Raw genomic sequence first — 18315 nt, 5'->3', positions numbered from 1 at the left:
CCCGATATAAAATTACTGCTGCGAAAACACCAGTTGTACCGCAGCCACTGCCTGCATATCTTCACTGCCGCCGCCAAGGCGCATTCCACGCACCGGGCAGGCATCAAGATAATCCACCCCCACCGCCAGCTTCAGATGCTGACGGGTGCTGCGGGTATTATTGGTAATATCGAAACTGTGCCAGCTGCCATCTATCCAGGCTTCCACCCAGGCGTGCGTTGCCACATGTTCCACATGATCAGTATAGAGATAGCCGCTGACATAGCGGGCGGGAATATGCAGACTGCGACAGCAGGCAAGAAAGACATGGCTGTGATCCTGACAAACACCGCAGCCCGCAGCGAAAACTTTTGCCGCCGTATCGGTAACCAGCGTGCTGCCTGGCTGATAAGGCATTTTCAGCAGCAGCTCGCCCATCAGACGCTCCAGACTGGCGAGGGGTGCCTCTTCACGATAGTAGCGGCGGGCAAATTCGCAGATTGCCGCATCCGGCTGGGTCAGCGGGCTGATGCGTAAAAATACCAGCGGCGACAGCAGGCAGTCCGGATCCGGGGCACAGTCTTCATCATCAAGGATCTCGACCACGCCACGCGCCTCAATCTCAATTTCCTGATGGGGACGATCCAGAGTCAGCACATGCAGTACGTTGCCCCAGGTATCGGTGGTGCAAATCGCCTCTTCCGGCAGCAGCAGATCCCAGGAAATAATATGCTGATGTACCGAATCCTGCGGCGTCAGACGCAGATACTGCGTGCTCTGACGCACCATGCTTTGATAGCTGAAACAGGTTTTATGCGCGATGGTCAGCTTCATTATTTTGCCTCCAGATAGGTGTGGTGAATGCTGTCGGCAATCGATGCCAGCTCGCCAAGAAAATGTTGCAGCCAGCTGTGCAGCCCGTCGCTCATCAGCGATTCCCAGCTGCTGAAGCGCAATTCTGCATGGAGTACCGTGAGCAGATATCGCGGCCGATCCTCACCGCTGCTGCCGATCTGATTAAGCTGATTGGCGATCTCATCGAGGCAGGATCGTAACGATCGCGGACTCTCCTCACGCAGGATCAGCATCTCATTGACGCCGTCAGCCGCCAGCTGCTGTTTGTAGATGGTGTGATAGGCTTCACGCGCAGAGACGGAGCGCAGCAGCGTATCCAGCCGGTAATATTCACGTACCGTGTCGTCATCTTCGTCACTCAGATATTGATAAACGTCGAGCAGCCGTGCCGTGCAGTCTGCGCGCTCCAGCAGGGTGCCGAGCCGGATAAAACTCATCGCATCACCGCGCATCAGGGTGCCAAACATGGCGCCACGAAACAGATGCGAGCGCTCTTTTACCCAGTCGAAAAAGGCATCTGCACCGCCGCTGCTGACGCCGTTTTGACGCAGTTTGCGCAGCTCAATCCAGCTGGAGTTGATGCTCTCCCATACTTCCGAAGAGAGGCTGCCACGTACCGCGTGCGCGTTGTTCCAGGCTGACTGCCAGCAGTTGAAGATGCTGCCGGGGTTCCGTTCATCAAAGGCAAAAAAACTGAACAGCTGCGACATGGAGAGTCGATCGCTCACTGACCAGTAAAGCTCATCAGTATGGGTAAGGTTAAGCGGTACGCGCAGCTCATTGTTAAGGCTGCCGCGCACCGGCATCAGTGAAAGACGGTTGGTGACGTCGAGCACCCGCGCAATATTTTCCGCGCGCTCTAAATAGCGCGCCATCCAGTACAGGCCACTGGCCGTGCGACTCAGCATGCGTCATCCTCCAGAACCCAGGTATCCTTTGTTCCTCCACCCTGCGATGAGTTCACCACCAGCGAACCTTCGGTCAGCGCCACGCGGGTCAGCCCGCCGGGTACCAGCCGGATCTCTGCGCCGCTCAGGGCAAATGGCCGCAGATCGATATGACGCGGTGCCAGTCCCTGTTCAACAAAAGTCGGGCAGGTGGAGAGTGCCAGCGTGTTCTGTGCGATGTAGTTCTGCGGTTTGGCCAGCAGCAGTGCGCGAAAATCCGCCAGCTGCTGTTTGCTGGCAACCGGGCCAATCAACATGCCATAACCGCCTGCACCGTGAACCTCTTTCACCACCAGTTTTTCAAGGTTTGCCAGCACCCAGGATAGCTCATCAGGGCGACGGCACTGCCAGGTGGGTACATTGTTGAGGATCGGCTCTTCGCCGAGATAGAAGCGCACCATTTCCGGCACATAGGGATAGATCGACTTATCATCTGCTACCCCGGTGCCGATAGCGTTAGCCAGCACCACGTTACCGGCGCGATATACCGACAGCAGCCCCGGTACGCCAAGCATTGAGTCCGGCCGGAAAGCCAGAGGATCGAGGAAGGCATCATCCACGCGGCGGTAGATCACGTCGATCTTGCATGGCCCGGCGGTCGTTCGCATGAGTACCGCGCCATCTTTAACAAACAGATCGGCACTTTCCACCAGCTCAACGCCCATCTGCTGCGCAAGAAAACTGTGCTCAAAGTAGGCGCTGTTAAAGCGGCCGGGAGTTAATACCACCACCACCGGATCGTTGATCGGTGAGCTTTCACGCAGGGTTTGTAATAACAGCGACGGATAACGCTCCACGGGAGCAATGCGCTGATCGGCAAACAGCTCCGGATAGAGACGCATCATCATTCTGCGATTTTCCAGCATGTAAGAGACGCCGGACGGAGTACGCAGGTTATCCTCCAGCACGTAGTATTCACCGTCGCTGTTGCGCACCATATCTACACCAATAATATGCGCGTAAAGATTGCGGTGCAGATTAAGCCCCTGCATACAGGGTTGATACTGGTCATTCACCAGCACCTGTTCCGCCGGAATAATTCCCGCCTTCAGAATGCGTTGATCGTGGTAGATATCGTGCAGAAAAGCGTTCAGTGCCTGCACACGCTGGCGGATGCCTTTATCCAGCATCGCCCATTCGCTGGCGGGAATAATGCGCGGTACGCTGTCGAACGGGATCAGTCGTTCAGCGCCGCCGTCATCACCATAGACGTTAAAGGTAATCCCCAGGCGGTGAAACAGCAGTTCAGCCTCTTCACGTTTACGCGCAATCGCCTGCTGGTCAGCCTGTTGTAACCACTGCCAGTATTCCCGATAGTGCCCGCGATAGCGTCCATCGTTCAGCAACATCTCATCATAAAAGTGCGACGCTATTTGATAGCTTTGATTCATGATTTCCCTACCGCTGTCTGTGAACCTGAATAAGCGTTGCACAAAGTGTGCCAGAGTCAGAACGGGCAGCCCGCCCCGTGCAGGACGATGAAGCAACAATCATCTGGTGATAAATCGGGTAAGGAGAAGCGAAAGGAAGAAAAGGATGCACCAGGATAGTGCATTCCGGTCGAACGATAAATATTAACCCGGCAGGTGTAATAGTCGCAGCCAGTCCGGACACGAACAGTGCAGGAAAACCGGAGCGTACAGCGAGCACGTGAGGGTTTTAAAGCACTGTCCGGCGACGCAATAGCGAATATAAATACAGGGTTTTAATGTGCCTGCTGATGCCAGACCTCAGTCAATGCACCTTCCCCACCGGTAATAGGATCGGTTGCAGGTATCGCGACACGTTTTATTTCAAGCATAGACTGTTCCAGCAATGCCTGCTCGTCACCCAGCGTTTTTGGCTTGATCCCCGGTGGGTAAGCCCCAACGGCCATAAAATCTTCGCTGGCAGAAATTTGCTGATGTCCAACCCCCGCCGGGATCAGTATTGCATCTCCCGCATAGACGGTGACCATTCGCCCGCTTTCGCCACCAAACAGAATTTCAGCCCAGCCGCTGGTGATCCCCAGTAGTTCGTGAGTGTTCGGGTGATAGTGAGTATAGGGATAGATCGGCCCATGCCAGCTAACGGGCCAGCCGTGGCGGCCAAACTCAGTGCGGAACCACTGTGCCAGATCTCGTCTGTGCTCCTCGATCCCCTCATCATTTTGTTCCGCTTGTTCCCCCGGTTCCCATTGTTGCCCTGATTCCCCCTGCTCCCCCTGCTCCACTTCTTCCGGCACCACCTCCGGGTAAATAATCAGTGGCAGCGGATTATTGGGGATGCCCTGCGATGGCTGCGCCAGCATCAGATGACGCGGTTTTGATGAAGCACCAGCAGCAAAGGTTCCGGCAGCAAACGACATCATTAACATTACACTGCGAGAGTTGGTCAACATTTCAGGCTCCTGGTTCAAATGCCCGGTTGAGTATCTGTTAAATTAATTGTGGCACTATTCCGCCAGCTTGCAATATTTTCCTTACGCGGCAGATCACATAACTCATTAATTTAAATAAACTTAACTCAAATCATACCCGTCTTTACCCCACTAAAGGTATTGATCTTTATCACCCTGCCATCGTCGTTTGCGCTGACGCATTTTCGCTAGCGGATTGACTATTAATAACCCTTGTTGATTATTCTGAATACAGTAAGAATGACCATAAAAATTCCAGTTAAGCGGGCTTATACGTTAATATAAGAAAAGTCCTGGAAGCGATAAGCCCTTGAGTGACTGTGCGCGCCAGACATGCAAGCCGCTGGCTCCCGACACCTCTCTGATATACGACACTTATGACTGCTGATTTTATAATTCATCACTGGTACGTTGATTTCTCATCAGGTGCATTGCTGCATCAAAGCAGCGGTGAGCAGCGTCGTCTGGGCGAATACCAGCTTAAGCTGCTGCTGGTACTGGCTGAAAACGCCGGGAAAATACTGACCCGTGATGAACTGAATACGCTGGTTTGGGAAGACCGGGTCGTTGGTAACAACAGTTTACCGAATGCGATTCATGCGCTGCGTGTGGCGCTGGAAGATGATGGCAAGCAGCAGCGCATTATTAAAACCATCCCCAGAAAAGGCTATATTCTCGAAGCTGAGTATTGCCAGCGGGTTTCCGCTACAGAAAAAGAGACGCTCGCTGAGATTGCGCCGCTGTCACATGAACCCCCTCAGCTTTACGACGAGCACGCTGAACGAAGTCTGACGGAGTCAGCGGCGGAACCCCTGAGCGCATCACTGGCTGAACCGGCTGTGGAAAGCTCTGCGCCCGTCAAAAAACAACGTTTCTGGTACTGGCTGGTGCCTGCGCAGGTGCTGTTATTAATCGGCCTGATTGTATGGTTCTTCGTGCTGCCAGCCTATGCCCCGCCCTCCAGGGTGAACGAGCTGGATTCAGCGAGCTACAGCAATATTCGGCTAATGGAGCTGGAGCGCCGTCCAATCAGAACGAATGCCTCCGAAGAGCTGAATAAACAGCTGGTATCGATGCTGCCACAACTTAATCAGATGCTCAAAGATCAGAAAGTCACCATGGAGGTGTTCTTCTTTGCGACCAGCATGTCTCTTAACTACACCCTGACACTGACCAGTCCCTGCAACAGCGAGCAGCTGGCAATGAATATTCTTAACTGGCGCACTAACGGCCCGCTGCTCACGGCGCTAATTTACCGGGAAACGGAGAGAAAGCTGAATGAAATGGAAAATTGCGTCAGGTAGCTTACTGCTGGCGACGGTAGTGGTTCTGCTGATTGCCGCGATGATGAACCGCCTTCCGGGCCGGCAGACTATGCTGTTTAGCCCATCATTTCGCGGGGTAGATGTGCAGCTGGGCTACTACGATCTGCTGTCACGTCAGCGAGAGGTGTATGACACCGCGTTTACCACCGAGAATAAAATACTGAGCCTGACAGTGACCAGCCCGAACGACAATCGTTTTGGTGTAAAAGTGCATCTGCTACAGCGCAGTATTGGCCAGGGTGAAGTAACTTTCGATCTTAAACCGGTCTATCATAAAGACGATCACCGGGATCGTATGATCAGAAATATGCTCGGCTACAACTGGCAGAAAGAGGTCAGATTTGACACGCTTAACTTCAACGGCGAGCACCTGATCATTATCCCGTCAGGGCAACTTTTCAGCTACCGCTAGTGCGGCGGCTTAATAAAGCGTGCTTGCCAGGCTGACAGCGTTTTCGGCATCTTAGCGGTATTGCGTTCTGTGGTTGAGTATTTCAGCAGTACGCCCTTCCCGCCAGCGGCTGGCTCTGCGCGCATTGCCCAAATCTGCCCCTGAGGAGTGGTCATAATAATCGCCGCCCGACTGTTTGCCATGCCCTTAAACCACATCGCCACCACCGTAGCGCCGATATTGTCGAGCTCTTCGTCGTAGTCAAAGTCCGTCGCGGTATCAACATATTTCTGGTAGTCACTGCCCACCAGCTGGCGAAACGCATTGTCGGTGGCGCTGTCGGGAAGTATTCCGAGAGTGAGCAGGGTGGCAGGCGGGCGCGGATCGCTGGCACTTCGGGTGTAGATGCCGTCAATCGACATATCGCCCGGCAACAGCAAACTGCAACTTCTGAGGCTGTCGCTGCTGACTCTCAGCTGGCCATCCGTTAACGGCACCACGATAATCGCGCAATCGCCTCCCAGGATAATTTTGTCCGTAAACCCTATGCCGGAATAAAAACTCACTTCACCGTTAAATTCTGACCGGTAGATGCCGCCTTTGACGGTGGCATTCATCCGGAATCCTGAAGCATTCTGGTTACTGATCTGAATTCTGCCGCTGTTGCCCTGCGGGGTGGTGGTGTTCCACCAGACGCCGGAGAGATCTGCCACCCGATCGATTGCATATAAACGGGCGATGTGGCCTAAGTAGGAGTCGCGCAGACAGCGGTTATTAGTGCAGCCTTTGATGCCCTTCATCCACGGTTTTACCAGCTCATTCGCCAGAGAAGGATCCTCAAGCAGCTTGTCATGAAAGGAATCATTATAGATGCCATCAAGCCAGGTTAACTGGGGGCTGGAGCAGACCGTATGTTCAGCCAGATTAGCCGGGCGACCACAGTCCAGCGCATGGGCCGGAGCAAGCGTAAAAAGAAGATAAAGAAGCGGAACGAGTGAAAGGACGCGAGTAAACCTCAATTGTTTAACCATGTGTTCAGCCAGCCGGGCGACGCAATATAATGATGCTTAGTTTACACGATAGGAGACCTGCTGGCGACGCACCGCTTCCCGAATAACTGGAAACTGTTATAGCCGAATAGAACAAAACTGTGTCTGCTGTTATGGCTGAAAACATGGTTTACTCTCACTCTGCCCGGACTCTTAAACAGAGGTGACCAATGGAAGAAGTAAAAAAAATATTGCTGCGCGAGATCGACACCCTGAATCGCGAGGAGCAGCGCGATAACAAACCGCGTTTTAGTTTTCAGTTTTTAAAGACCCATCCGGGCCTCTGGGCGTCAATGTACGGCTGCTACATCCTGACTGTTGCCCTGATCTTTACCACCGATTTTCTCGGCTGGCCCGCCTTCTGGGGCGCGACGATTTTTATACTGCTGATGAGCGGCCTGATGCTGATGGATGTGAATCCAAAATACCGTTTTGAGGATATTGATACCCTCGACCTGCGCGTCTGCTACAACGGCGAATGGTACTATGTGCGCACCCTGTCTGATCAGGCAGTTGCTGATATTCTCAACAGTGAAAATGTGCCGGACAAGGTCAAACAGGGCATTAACAAGCTGATGTCACTGAAAGGCGAAGTCGATTTTTACGATGTGTTTCACCTGACCTGGGGCCATAAAAGCGCTGCGGCAGTGTAAGCCCCTGAGCGGGTCAGGCCATCCTGACCCTTAAAGCATCTCCGCGATTAGCCTTCCCAGGGTTTCTACCGCCGCCTCCTGCGACTCACTCCACCATGCGGTATTAAAACGAAAATAGTTGGCATACTGCTCGCTGGAGGAGAACATTTTTCCGGGAGCGATGCTGATATTGTTGTGCAGCGCACGGTAGTAAAGCTCGGTGGTGTTCACCTGTTTTGGCAGTTCAATCCACAGGAAATAGCCGCCGCGTGAGTCGTTGATTTGCGCCCCGACAGGCAGATGGCGTTTCAGCACCTGACGCGCCAGATTTTTACGCTGTTCCAGAATCTGCCGCAAACGGCGCAGATGGCGATCATAGCTACGGGTGCCAAGATAGGTAGCCAGCGCCTGCTGCATGGGGGCACTGGTCGAGAGCGTGCTCATCAGCTGTAATCGCTGAATACGCTGTGCATGTTTTCCTGCCGCTACCCAACCCACGCGAAATCCCGCGACCAGGTTTTTCGAGAATGAGGAGCAGTGCAGTACATTATCCTCGCGGTCGAACGCTTTGGCTGGCAGCGGTTTTTCATGACCAAAATAGAGCTCGCTGTAGACGTCATCCTCAATCAACGCCACGCCGTGCTGCGCCAGCAGCGCCACCAGCTGCTGCTTCTTCTCTTTACTCAGCGTACAGCCCACCGGGTTCTGCTGATTGGTCATCATCCACAGCGCCTTTATCGGCCAGCGCGCCAGCGATCGGCTCAACTCTTCAAGGTCGATCCCCGTTTGCGGGTCACTGGCGATGGCGACGCTTTTTAGCTTAAGACGCTCGATCGCCTGCAATGCACCATAAAATGACGGGTTCTCAATCGCTACCCAGTCACCCGGCTCGGTCAACGCCTGAAGGCTGAGGTTAAGCGCTTCCATGGCACCATTGGTGATAACAATCTCATCCGGTGACACCTGAACACCCTGTAAGGCATAGCGCTGCGCCAGCGTTTTGCGCAGCGCTTCGTTCCCTGGCGGCAGATTATGCAGAGCATCCACCGCTTTCATACTGTGCGAAACGGTAGTCAGCGCACGCATTAACTGGCGCTGGGGGAAGAGTTCAGGATCGGGAAAGGCCGAGCCAAAAGGCACGATTTGCGGGTCGCGGCAGGCCTGTAACACATCGAAAATAAAGGCATTAATATCCACCGATTCGGCCAGCTGCACCTTCTGATGGCTCAGAGGCTGGCTGAGAAATTCGGCGCGCGGAGCAACATAATAGCCTGACTGCGGGCGTGACTGAATCCACCCCTGGCTTTCCAGCACCTGATAGGCATGCATCACGGTCATCAGGCTCATGCCGCTCAGATCAACCTGCTGGCGCAGTGAAGGGAGTTTTTCTCCCGGCAGCCAGATCTCCGTTTCGATTTGCTGCTGGATCTGCGCCACCAGCTGTTCATATTTTGCCACTACTGTTACAGGCCGTTTTAATGAAATTGTGAACTATTATAGGTCGGCAGCCCGTCGCAGTAAATCACACCACGTCAGGGATAGCTGCCGGTTTTGGGGCAGCCACCTGTACCGTTTCCAGCTCGTCACCGTCGACATACTGTTTCAGGCCCGGCACTTTCTCCGGCGGCACCGGTCGGCCCAGCAGGTAACCTTGCAGGGTATTACAGCCAAGTCCGGTGAGAAACGCCTGCTGCTCAGAGGTTTCCACACCTTCGGCCACCACTTTGAGGTTCAGCGTTTGTGCCAGCGCAACAATAGCGGTAACGATGGTGGCATCTTCAGTTTTCGCCTGAAGTTCATTGACGAAGGCTCGATCAATTTTCAGCTCGCTGGCCGGCAGACGCTTCAGATACAGCAGGCTGGAGTAGCCGGTGCCAAAGTCATCAATTGAGGCTTTCACTCCCAGTTCGGTCAGCTGAGTCAGAATGCGGATGCTCTCATCAGGGTCACGCATCGCGGTGGTTTCGGTCACCTCAAGGGTTAACAGCTCCGGTGGAATCTGATGGGTTTCCAGCGCGTTAACCACCGTTTCCACCAGCCCGGCCTGTTCAAACTGCAATGCCGAGAGATTCACTGCCACCGACCACTGGCTGTTGCCCTGCAAATGCCAGCAGCGCAGCTGGCGACAGGCTTCACCAATCACCCAGTTGCCAATACTGACAATTAACCCGGTTTTCTCCGCCAGCGGCAGGAAGATATCCGGCGTCAGCAGTCCGCGCTGCGGATGCTGCCAGCGCAGTAACGCCTCAAAGCCAATAATCGGCCCGCGTGGTGCACAAAATTTAGGCTGATAAAATAGCCGCAGCTCTTTATTTTCCTGCGCCAGCCACAGGTCGTTAATCAGCTGTAACTGGTTCTGCGCGATGGTATTCATCGATGGCTGGAAGAAACTGTAGCCGTTACGCCCGTTGTTTTTAGTGTGATACATGGCAGCATCGGCGTTAAACATCAGCTCACGCTCGTCAAGGCCATCACCCGGAAACACCGCAATGCCGATACTCAGCGATACCACCAGCTCATAACGCGAGATATCAAACGGTCGTTCCACCGCCTTCACCAGCGCATCGGCCACGGCGGCGGCATCGTTGGGATCATCTATCTCAATCAGCAGCACAAACTCATCGCCACCGAGACGTGCAAGGGTATGATGTCCTTGTACTTTCCCTTTCATTCTCTCAGTAACGGCAATCAGCAGGCTGTCGCCAATATGGTGGCCGAAAGCGTCGTTGACGGCTTTGAAACCATCAAGATCCATAAACATCAGGGCAAACTTTGAGTTCTCGCGCGACGCTTTATTCATTGCCTGGTCAAGGCGATCTTCCAGCAGGATACGGTTCGGCAGACGGGTCAGGTTGTCATGCAGAGCCAGCTGCGCCAGCTCACGGTTGGCTTCTGCCAGAGACGATGCCAGCATCGAGGTTCGCGCCTGCAAACGCGCATCCAGCATGGAAACCAGCAGCGTAATGCCGAGAATGGCCAGCGTGACCACCACTACCAGAATCGCCAGCCAGTTGCTGTTAACCCCCAGATGCGTGGCGTGGCTGTTGACAGGAAAGCTGGCTGCCGCCATACCGGTGTAGTGCATTCCGGCAATCGCCACTCCCATAATCAGCGCCGCACCGCTGCGCATCAGCACCAGACGGCCATTACCCTGGCGCAGGCGAAAAGCCAGCCACAGCGCAACACCGGAGGCAACCAGCGCAATCAGTACCGACAGCCAGATCCAGCGCCAGTCCCAAATAATGCCAGGCGTGACCGCCAGCGCCGCCATGCCGGTGTAGTGCATAGCCACCACGCCACTGCCAAGGATCACCGCCCCGCCGCACAGCCGGTACCACGGCAGTTCGCCGTAGCAGACAATCCATAGCGCAAAGATTGACGCCGCCACGGCGATGCCCATCGACACCATCGTCAGGCTGGAGTTATAGCTCATCACCATCGGCAGGCTCATCGCAAGCATACCGATAAAGTGCATCGACCAGATACCGACGCCCATGGCAAAGCCGCCGCCAAACAGCCAGACTCTGGCAACCTTACCGCTGGATGTGGCAACACGTCCCGCCATATCCAGGGCGGTATAGGAGGCCAGAAACGCGACGATAAAAGAGACGATAACCAGAAGTTGATCGTAGGAACTCATGAGCATATGACAATCTCGAATGCAGCAGCCATTGTGACTTAGTGTTTAGTGACCCGGTGTCGTTATAAATTACCCGGGCTGATGGTTATTTATCGGCTAAAAATCAGTCGGCTTTAGCCACAGCTCAGGAGTGATAAAAAACCAGAAAAGTTTTTTTCTTAAGAGGGATATATCCATATAATTTATATTGTTTATTAAACTTAACCCTCCCCGGCAGTGAACATAGCACTGGGCCGATAATTCGCCTAGATCAGGACAGGAATATTCTCGATCTCCTCCATGCCTTTCACCACGCGGGATTCAGCCCGGCTTAACTATGACCTTGCTAACACATAAGTAATATTTTTACGATTCCTTCATCGGCTAGTAAAGAGTGTTCTATAGTTAAGCTAATCAAAGGTAATGCGTTAATTATAAAACCTGACTATTCCTGAAGTTATATTTCACCCGCTAAAGGATTTTATTTACTTTTTATTGCCGGTTAAACCATGCAATGGCACCATTTCATCAGGCGAAAAAGCAATTTCATCACTCTTATCTGTAAGGAATGGTTATGAAAATGAAGCTTTTTTTGCTGGGCTGCGGCCTCAGCCTTGGCGTTGCCAGTTCTGGCTTTGCTGCCACCACCACCGGAACCATTGCAGCTAAATTGACCCTGACAGCGGGCTGTCTGGTCAACGGGCAGTTAGCCACTAACAGCACGGGCGTCAACTTCGGTACCCTGGACTTCGGCAGTAGCCCCGCCACCTTTGATACGCTATCCGCCACCCTTGTGGGTTCGCTGGGTAACGGTATTTTTGTCCGTTGCTCCACCGGATCGCCCTACTCTGTGCAGATCACCAGCAGCAGTGCCAAACCGGCCACCGTTTACGGTGCAGAAACAGCACAGCCACGCTATTTGATCAACGGCACCACCGCCACTATTGGCATCGCCTACACCCTGTATGGCAGCACTAACTACACCACACCCATTGCCAATAATACCAACCTGGTCAGTGCCGGTACCGCCGACCCGGTCAACGGCGATAACTACCCGATCTATGGGCGCATTACCGGCGGCGGTAACAATAACGTCGCCATTCCAGCCGCCAGTTATACGGATACGATTAACGTTGCAGTGAACTACTGATTGCCGCGACAAGGGTGTTTATCGTGTGGATGCGGGGTAAACGTGCTGCGGGCTTTATGCGCCCGTTATTCCTGCTGCTGCTGGTTTATAGCAGCAGCGGGAGTGCGCTTCCCACCGCCAACTTTGCGGTGAATGCTTCCGTCGTTAATGGCTGCGTCATTTCAGGCACCAACACTGCTGTTTTCGGCACGCTCGATTTCGGTACTCAGCCGGGTGTGGGCAGCGCGACCGCCAATGCCGCCTATGTGCAAAGCTCCTCAATCGTGCTGGCCTGCACTCCGGGAACAGCACTCAGCATGCGCATTGACGGTGGCAGCAACTACACCAACACACGCAACTTAAAACTGGCCGGTAACACCAATCTGGTGGCGTACAGCCTCTACACCAATGCCGCACATACCACCGCGATCCCGGTTGGTCAGGACATGGCGCTAACACTGAGCAATGCCAACAATATTACGCTGCCCGTTTACGGCCAGCTGCAGTTGAGCGGCGTCAACCGGGCAGGTAACTACAGCGACACTTTGACCGTGACTTTGAGCTGGTAATTTGGGGATATGAAGGAGCAATTAATCATGAAAAGAGACTCTGCCACAGGAGTGTGGGTAGCCATGCTGTTTAGCTTACTGACGCTAAAGGCTCACGCCGGGAACTCGGTGCTTATCTGGCCAATCGATCCCAAAATAAGCCAGGATGATAAGGCCACCGAGCTGTGGCTGGAGAATCGCGGTGCCAGCACCACGCTGATGCAGGTACGTGTGTTTGGCTGGCAGCAGGTTAACGGTCAGGAGCAGTATCAAACCCAGCAGCTGGTGCTGGCCAGCCCTCCCGTGGTGCGTATTGAGCCGGGCAAGCGGCAGCTGGTTCGTTTGATTAAACAGACGCCGCCCGCCGCCGGGCAGGAAGCCGCTTACCGCGTTCTGCTGGATGAGATCCCCACGCCGCAGGCCCCCGGAGAAAGCCAGGCCGGATTAACCTTCCAGATGCGCTATTCCGTTCCGCTGTTTGTCTATGGTAAAGACCTCGATCCAGATACAGCGCGCCCCGACCTGAGCTGGCGACTGGTGAACCGCGAGGGAAAACAGGCAGTGGAAATCACTAATCGCGGCAGCGTTCATGCCCGCTTAAGCAATGCTGAATTAGGCGGCCGCAAGCTATCCGGCAGCCTGTTTGGCTATGTGCTGGCCCATGCGACTAACACCTTCCCGTTAAGCAGTCCGGCGACGGATCGCGCTGAATTCAGTGCGCAACTGGATCATAATCAGACCTGGCGTAGTACCAGTTCAGCACGCTAGTTGATGAACAGAAGCCGCCTGGTGCCGGGACGGCACTGTACGCTGATCGTTACGGGTCTGCTGAACTGCCTGTCTCCTCTGACCGGCAGTGCGGAAACCTATAGCACGTTGCCGCCGCCGCCCGGTATCAGCAGCGCTGACAGTAATACTCAGCAACAGGAGTTTATGCTGGGGCTGGTGGTCAACGACGACGATCGCGGGCTGGTGGTTCCGGTGCAGTTCCGTGATGGCCACTATCTGCTGCGCGCCGCCGATCTGCAACGCGCCGGGATCCCCACGGCTCAGGTCACTTCCTCGATAATGGATGTCTCGGCGATGGATCGGGTCAAAGCAGAATATGATCGCCAGCGTCAGCGCCTGTTGTTGACGGTTCCGCCGGAATGGCTGCCGGCGCAAACTTTCGCGGGCACCACCCATAATGGCCCGCGCTATGAGGGCCGCAGCAGTAACGGCGCACTGTTTAATTACGATCTGTACGCCAGCCAGACCACCGGCGGCGGCACCCGCCTCTCCGCCTGGAATGAGCTGCGCCTGTTTGGCGGCTACGGTCAGTTCTCCAGCAATGGCATCTACCAGCAGCAAATCACCGGAGAGGCGGGTGCGCTGGAAAATGGCTATATCCGCTATGATACCTGGTGGTCCAATCAGAATGAGGATCATGCCCTCAACTTGCAGGTCGGCGATCTGATTAGCGATTCACTGGCCTGGAGCAGCAGCGTGCGCCTGGGAGGGATTCAGGTGGGCCGTGACTTCTCGCTGCGCCCGGATCTGGTGACCTACCCTCTGCCCTCCTTCTCCGGCCAGGCTGCGGTTCCGTCCACCGTTGATCTGTTTGTTAATGGCTATAAAACCAGCAGCAATAATGTGCAGCCCGGCCCGTTTTCTCTGACCAATATGCCGTTCGTTAACGGTGCCGGGAATGCCGTGGTGATCACCACCGATGCTCAGGGCCGACAGGTAAGCACCACTCTGCCGTTTTATGTCGCCAGCGACCTGTTAAAAAGTGGGCTGTCCGATTACTCATTTTCCGCCGGTGCCCTGCGCCGCAACTACGGGCTGAAAAACTTTGATTACGGTGCGGCAGCGAGCAGCGGTTCTTATCGCTACGGGCTGACCGACTGGCTGACGCTGGAAAGCCATGCCGAGGGCGCAGAGTCTCTGGCGCTGGGAGGAGCGGGTGTTCAGCTTAAACTGGGAGCCTGGGGCGTGGTCAATAGCGCGGTCAGCCAGAGCCAGATGGAAGGAGAAAACGGCAGGCAGTACAGCTGGGGCTATCAGTACAGCACCAGCCGATTTAGCGTAGGAATGCAGCAAACTAAACGCACCGCTGACTTCGGAAACCTGGCGCTGTATGCCGATCACCAGGACAACAGCGACACCATTGAATACAACACCCTCAGCCGCCGCAGCGCCCAGTACAACGCCAGCGTGTCGCTGGACAGGTTCGGAAGCCTGGGAGCAGCGCTGATCGATATCACCAGCGGCAGCGGCGACCGTACCCGCCTGCTGAATCTGTCGTATAGCAGAACCCTGTGGGGCAATTCCAGCCTGTATATCTCCGCCAGCCGCGATCAGCAGTCAGCAGACTGGTCCGGAGCGATTGGCGTGTCGATCCCGTTCAGCGATCTGAGCAGCGCCAGTATCAGCGTGGAGCGCAATCAACAGGGAGGCACCGCAGAACGGCTTAATTTCGCACATTCGATGCCGACCGATGGCGGTTTCGCCTGGGATGCATCGGTGGCAAATCAGAGCGAGGGTGGCAACTATCGGCAGGGCAATCTGCGCTGGCGTAATCAAAAGGTGGAAACCTCAGCGGGCTTCTATGGCGATGACGACTTCAGCACGGAATATGCCGATATTTCCGGTTCGCTGGTGCTGATGGACGGCGGTGCGTTTGCCGCCAACAAGGTAGATGACGCCTTTGTGCTGGTGAAAACCGACTATCCCGACATTAACGTACGTTTTGAAAATCAGTTAATGGGTAAAACCGACAAGCAGGGCTATCTGCTGGTGCCCAGAGTCAGCTCCTATTATCCGGCAAAATACGATATCGATACCCTCGATCTCCCGGCGAATATGACGACAAGCAGCGTCGAGCAGCGGTTCTCCGTTAAGCGCCAGAGCGGTTATCTGCTGCACTTCCCGATTGAACCACTGCGCGCTGCCAGCGTGATCCTGCATGACCAGAACGGTGAGCCGCTGCCGCTCTCTACGCAGCTTACCCGCGAAGGCCAGCAGACGGAGTTTGTTGGCTGGGACGGCATCGCATGGTTAGAAAATCTGACCGTGCGCAACGTTATCCATGCGCAAACCCCTGACGGACGCCGCTGCGATACGGAGCTGACGTTGTCCGGTGGCCGCCCTCAATCGCTGACTACCTACGGCCCGCTGATCTGCGTGCTGCCACCGCTACCATCACGGAATACACCATGAGAAAACTGCTATTGCTGTTCAGCGCACTTCTGCTGACAGGCGGCACGCTGCCTGCGCTGGCGGCCTGTACCACACCTGCTGTCACCGCCAGCTTTGGCGGCGTCAGCTCGTTTACGGTGAATACCACGCCGGCCACCGTACAGCAGAACATTTCCGTCAACTGTGGGTCTGGCGTACTGGCGCTGCTCTCCAGCGATTCGATTAAACTCCAGCTGACCAGCGCCACCGCTGTGGCAACCACCGGCAGCCGTGGCGCATTGAAGCAGGGCAGTGACCTGATCCCGGTTCAGCTCTGTACCGATTCCGCCTGTACAAATGAGCTGGCCATTGGCGGTACTATCTACACTATGACCCGCAGTCAGCTTCTCGGTCTGAATATCGGCGGTGCAGGCCAGGTAATTTTTAATGTTCCGCTCTATCTGCGCACCATGGCAGGTGCCGTAGTGGCCGAGGGAAACTACACCGTAACGCTGACGGTAACGGTAAATTACGATGTCTGCACCGGCATCGGGCTGCTGGGTGCCTGCCTGCTGGGTTCGCAGCAAACAGGCAGCAGTGCACAGCTGATTACCGTAAATATGGCGATCTCTAAAGACTGTACGACGATTACCGCTCCCGTGGTTAATTTTGGCAGCGCCCCGCTGGTCACCAGTTTTACCGCGGTGAGCCAGTCGATTAACGTTATCTGTACCAAAGGCAGCACCTATACCGTTGGCCTGAACAATGGTCAGCACGCGGTGGGCACTCAGCGCTATATGACCAGCAGTGCGGGCGGTCAGCTGGCGTATGAAATTTATAAAGGATCGGGCACTACGCGCTGGGGCAGCAGCGTGGCTGCGGAACGGATGGCAAGTTCAGCGGCGAATACCACCAGCACTGACGGATTGACCCGTACGTTTAACTACAATGCTCAGGTACTGACCAGTCAGGCTACGCCCGCAGCGGGTGCCTACAGTGATATGGTCACGGTGGATTTGTCGTTTTAGAGGGATTGATGCGGAGTGGATAAAACCGGCGGGGTGTCGTGTCCCCGCCAGGGAAAAGCATTAACTCAGATGGTTACCGCCGGTGACGCCATGTACCTCAGCGGTGACATAGCTCGACTCCTGCGAGGCCAGGTAAACATAGACCGGTGCCAGTTCGGCTGGCTGACCCGCACGCTTCATCGGCGTCTGCTGGCCAAATTCCGGGATCTTATCCTGAGTCTGTCCGCCCGCTATCTGCAATGCTGTCCAGATAGGGCCTGGTGCCACACAGTTAACCCGAATGCCCTTGTCGATAATCTGCTTCGCCAGCGCCCGGGTGTAAGCAAGGATCGCCGCCTTGGTGGAGGCATAGTCCAGCAGATGTGCGCTCGGCTGATAGGCCTGGATCGACGAGGTAGTGATAATGCTGCTGCCGGGCGGCAGATGCGGAATCGCTGCCTGGGTGATCCAGTAGAGTGAAAATACGTTGGTTTCATAAGTCTTGCGGAACTGCTCAGTGGTGAGATCGGCAATATGCTCAACCGCCACCTGCTTCCCGGCCACCAGCGCCAGAATATCCAGACCGCCCAGCAGCTCTCTGGCGTCTTCTACCAGTTTTTTACTGAAGGCCTCATCGCTGATATCGCCCGGCAGCAGCACGGCTTTTCGCCCCGCCTGCTCCACCAGTTTTGCCACTTCTTCGGCATCACGCTGCTCATCAGGCAGATAGGAGAGCGCCACATCAGCCCCTTCACGAGCGTAGGCAATGGCGGCTGCGCGGCCAATGCCAGAATCCGCTCCCGTCACCAGGGCCTTACGCCCTTCTAACCGCTGGCTGCCACGGTAACTTTTTTCACCGCAGTCTGGCTGCGGGCGCATTTCGGCCTGTACGCCCGGCGCGGGTTGGCGCTGTTTCGGATACTCAGTGGCCGGATACTGGGTGAGAGGATTTTGCATTTTATATTGGTCAGTCATCGTTCCTCCGGCTATTTAATCGTATTTTTGCTTCCCCTTAAGGCTAGTCAGTGCTGAGATGCTGTCGAGGGATAAATACAAAACAATAACCTATCTTATTGATATAAATAATTAAATTAGCAAAATAAAAATACGAGAAAATATAACCAAATGTGAACAGATACTAAATCCGGCTGAACCTTGTCCAAAGCGGTGTGCAAATTATAAACTCCTTACCCTTTGTTAACTTTTGGTTACTAATGTGAATAAATGGTAAATTAGCCCAGTGATCGCCGTCACATTAATTGCGCCCCCCGCAGGAT

Annotated in this window: 16 protein-coding genes; 8 read left to right on the top strand and 8 right to left on the bottom strand. The window is 54.8% G+C overall.

Features of this window, described 5'->3' with window-relative positions; translation table 11 throughout:
* Nucleotides 1-12: 12 nt before the first annotated feature.
* The 4 genes from GN242_RS03125 to GN242_RS03110 form a co-directional block, all read right to left on the bottom strand.
* Entirely contained in the window at nt 13-813 is an 801-nt protein-coding gene (locus GN242_RS03125; RefSeq protein ID WP_154752998.1) for a transglutaminase family protein, read from the bottom strand.
* Nucleotides 813-1742, bottom strand: a complete 930-nt coding sequence (locus GN242_RS03120; protein ID WP_154752999.1) for an alpha-E domain-containing protein — start codon at nt 1740-1742, stop codon at nt 813-815. The genes GN242_RS03125 and GN242_RS03120 overlap by 1 nt, the downstream gene beginning before the upstream one ends.
* Complete coding sequence (locus tag GN242_RS03115; RefSeq protein ID WP_154753000.1) at nt 1736-3172, bottom strand: circularly permuted type 2 ATP-grasp protein; 1437 nt, start codon at nt 3170-3172, stop codon at nt 1736-1738. The genes GN242_RS03120 and GN242_RS03115 overlap by 7 nt, the downstream gene beginning before the upstream one ends.
* 314 nt (nt 3173-3486) lie before the next feature.
* Nucleotides 3487-4161: a cupin domain-containing protein gene (locus GN242_RS03110; protein ID WP_154753001.1), complete on the bottom strand. Its 675-nt coding sequence runs from the start codon at nt 4159-4161 to the stop codon at nt 3487-3489.
* Nucleotides 4162-4556: 395 nt separating this feature from the next.
* Here GN242_RS03110 and GN242_RS03105 point away from each other — a divergent pair, with 395 nt between their 5' ends.
* Both GN242_RS03105 and GN242_RS03100 read left to right on the top strand, forming a co-directional pair.
* Entirely contained in the window at nt 4557-5483 is a 927-nt protein-coding gene (locus GN242_RS03105; RefSeq protein ID WP_156286894.1) for a transcriptional regulator, read from the top strand.
* On the top strand, nt 5458-5916 hold the full coding sequence (locus GN242_RS03100; RefSeq protein WP_154753003.1) for a hypothetical protein: 459 nt from the start codon (nt 5458-5460) through the stop codon (nt 5914-5916). Before GN242_RS03105 ends, GN242_RS03100 begins: the two co-directional genes overlap by 26 nt.
* On the opposite strand, the gene GN242_RS03095 is transcribed toward GN242_RS03100, so the two are convergent.
* Nucleotides 5913-6926, bottom strand: coding sequence for a lysozyme inhibitor LprI family protein (locus tag GN242_RS03095; RefSeq protein WP_230320713.1), 1014 nt, complete (start codon nt 6924-6926; stop codon nt 5913-5915). The two genes, GN242_RS03100 and GN242_RS03095, sit on opposite strands and share 4 nt — an antisense overlap.
* Before the next feature lie 188 nt (nt 6927-7114).
* On the opposite strand from GN242_RS03095, the gene GN242_RS03090 reads away from it, so the two are divergent.
* Complete coding sequence (locus tag GN242_RS03090; RefSeq protein ID WP_154753004.1) at nt 7115-7597, top strand: YlaC family protein; 483 nt, start codon at nt 7115-7117, stop codon at nt 7595-7597.
* A 30-nt stretch (nt 7598-7627) separates the two neighbouring features.
* Here the strand turns inward: GN242_RS03090 and GN242_RS03085 are convergent, their stop codons facing one another.
* Together GN242_RS03085 and GN242_RS03080 are read right to left on the bottom strand one after the other, a co-directional pair.
* Nucleotides 7628-9034 carry an aminotransferase-like domain-containing protein gene (locus tag GN242_RS03085; RefSeq protein ID WP_156286893.1) on the bottom strand — a complete coding sequence of 469 codons (1407 nt, stop codon included), beginning with the start codon at nt 9032-9034 and terminating at the stop codon, nt 7628-7630.
* A gap of 64 nt (nt 9035-9098) precedes the next feature.
* On the bottom strand, nt 9099-11222 hold the full coding sequence (locus GN242_RS03080; protein ID WP_154753005.1) for a putative bifunctional diguanylate cyclase/phosphodiesterase: 2124 nt from the start codon (nt 11220-11222) through the stop codon (nt 9099-9101).
* 547 nt (nt 11223-11769) lie between these two features.
* On the opposite strand from GN242_RS03080, the gene GN242_RS03075 reads away from it, so the two are divergent.
* The 5 genes from GN242_RS03075 to GN242_RS03055 are packed head-to-tail and all read left to right on the top strand — an operon-like array spanning nt 11770 to nt 17059.
* Complete coding sequence (locus GN242_RS03075; RefSeq protein WP_154753006.1) at nt 11770-12345, top strand: spore coat protein U domain-containing protein; 576 nt, start codon at nt 11770-11772, stop codon at nt 12343-12345.
* Between the two features lie 56 nt (nt 12346-12401).
* Nucleotides 12402-12893 (top strand): Csu type fimbrial protein, encoded by a 492-nt coding sequence (locus GN242_RS03070; RefSeq protein WP_154753203.1) that lies wholly within the window; start codon nt 12402-12404, stop codon nt 12891-12893.
* Nucleotides 12894-12920: 27 nt separating this feature from the next.
* Nucleotides 12921-13640 (top strand): fimbrial biogenesis chaperone, encoded by a 720-nt coding sequence (locus GN242_RS03065; RefSeq protein ID WP_154753007.1) that lies wholly within the window; start codon nt 12921-12923, stop codon nt 13638-13640.
* A 3-nt stretch (nt 13641-13643) separates the two neighbouring features.
* Nucleotides 13644-16073: a fimbria/pilus outer membrane usher protein gene (locus tag GN242_RS03060; RefSeq protein ID WP_156286892.1), complete on the top strand. Its 2430-nt coding sequence runs from the start codon at nt 13644-13646 to the stop codon at nt 16071-16073.
* Entirely contained in the window at nt 16070-17059 is a 990-nt protein-coding gene (locus GN242_RS03055; RefSeq protein WP_156286891.1) for a Csu type fimbrial protein, read from the top strand. Before GN242_RS03060 ends, GN242_RS03055 begins: the two co-directional genes overlap by 4 nt.
* Nucleotides 17060-17119: 60 nt before the next feature.
* Here the strand turns inward: GN242_RS03055 and GN242_RS03050 are convergent, their stop codons facing one another.
* Entirely contained in the window at nt 17120-18013 is an 894-nt protein-coding gene (locus GN242_RS03050) for an SDR family oxidoreductase (protein ID WP_154753010.1), read from the bottom strand.
* Nucleotides 18014-18315: the final 302 nt, after the last annotated feature.

This window comes from Erwinia sorbitola, from assembly GCF_009738185.1.
Classification (GTDB): domain Bacteria; phylum Pseudomonadota; class Gammaproteobacteria; order Enterobacterales; family Enterobacteriaceae; genus Erwinia; species Erwinia sorbitola.
The sequence above is the reverse complement of the archived record's forward strand: the minus strand, read 5'-3'. Positions and strand labels throughout refer to the sequence as shown.

Coding starts and splice junctions, on each gene's coding strand:
- GN242_RS03070 (WP_154753203.1), top strand. CDS start 12,402: ATGCGCCCGTTATTCCTGCTGCTGCTGGTTTATAGCAGCAGCGGGAGT.
- GN242_RS03065 (WP_154753007.1), top strand. CDS start 12,921: ATGAAAAGAGACTCTGCCACAGGAGTGTGGGTAGCCATGCTGTTTAGC.
- GN242_RS03080 (WP_154753005.1), bottom strand. CDS start 11,222: ATGCTCATGAGTTCCTACGATCAACTTCTGGTTATCGTCTCTTTTATC.
- GN242_RS03105 (WP_156286894.1), top strand. CDS start 4,557: ATGACTGCTGATTTTATAATTCATCACTGGTACGTTGATTTCTCATCA.
- GN242_RS03125 (WP_154752998.1), bottom strand. CDS start 813: ATGAAGCTGACCATCGCGCATAAAACCTGTTTCAGCTATCAAAGCATG.
- GN242_RS03110 (WP_154753001.1), bottom strand. CDS start 4,161: ATGTTGACCAACTCTCGCAGTGTAATGTTAATGATGTCGTTTGCTGCC.
- GN242_RS03075 (WP_154753006.1), top strand. CDS start 11,770: ATGAAAATGAAGCTTTTTTTGCTGGGCTGCGGCCTCAGCCTTGGCGTT.
- GN242_RS03095 (WP_230320713.1), bottom strand. CDS start 6,926: ATGGTTAAACAATTGAGGTTTACTCGCGTCCTTTCACTCGTTCCGCTT.
- GN242_RS03055 (WP_156286891.1), top strand. CDS start 16,070: ATGAGAAAACTGCTATTGCTGTTCAGCGCACTTCTGCTGACAGGCGGC.
- GN242_RS03060 (WP_156286892.1), top strand. CDS start 13,644: ATGAACAGAAGCCGCCTGGTGCCGGGACGGCACTGTACGCTGATCGTT.
- GN242_RS03120 (WP_154752999.1), bottom strand. CDS start 1,742: ATGCTGAGTCGCACGGCCAGTGGCCTGTACTGGATGGCGCGCTATTTA.
- GN242_RS03090 (WP_154753004.1), top strand. CDS start 7,115: ATGGAAGAAGTAAAAAAAATATTGCTGCGCGAGATCGACACCCTGAAT.
- GN242_RS03100 (WP_154753003.1), top strand. CDS start 5,458: ATGAAATGGAAAATTGCGTCAGGTAGCTTACTGCTGGCGACGGTAGTG.
- GN242_RS03050 (WP_154753010.1), bottom strand. CDS start 18,013: ATGACTGACCAATATAAAATGCAAAATCCTCTCACCCAGTATCCGGCC.
- GN242_RS03115 (WP_154753000.1), bottom strand. CDS start 3,172: ATGAATCAAAGCTATCAAATAGCGTCGCACTTTTATGATGAGATGTTG.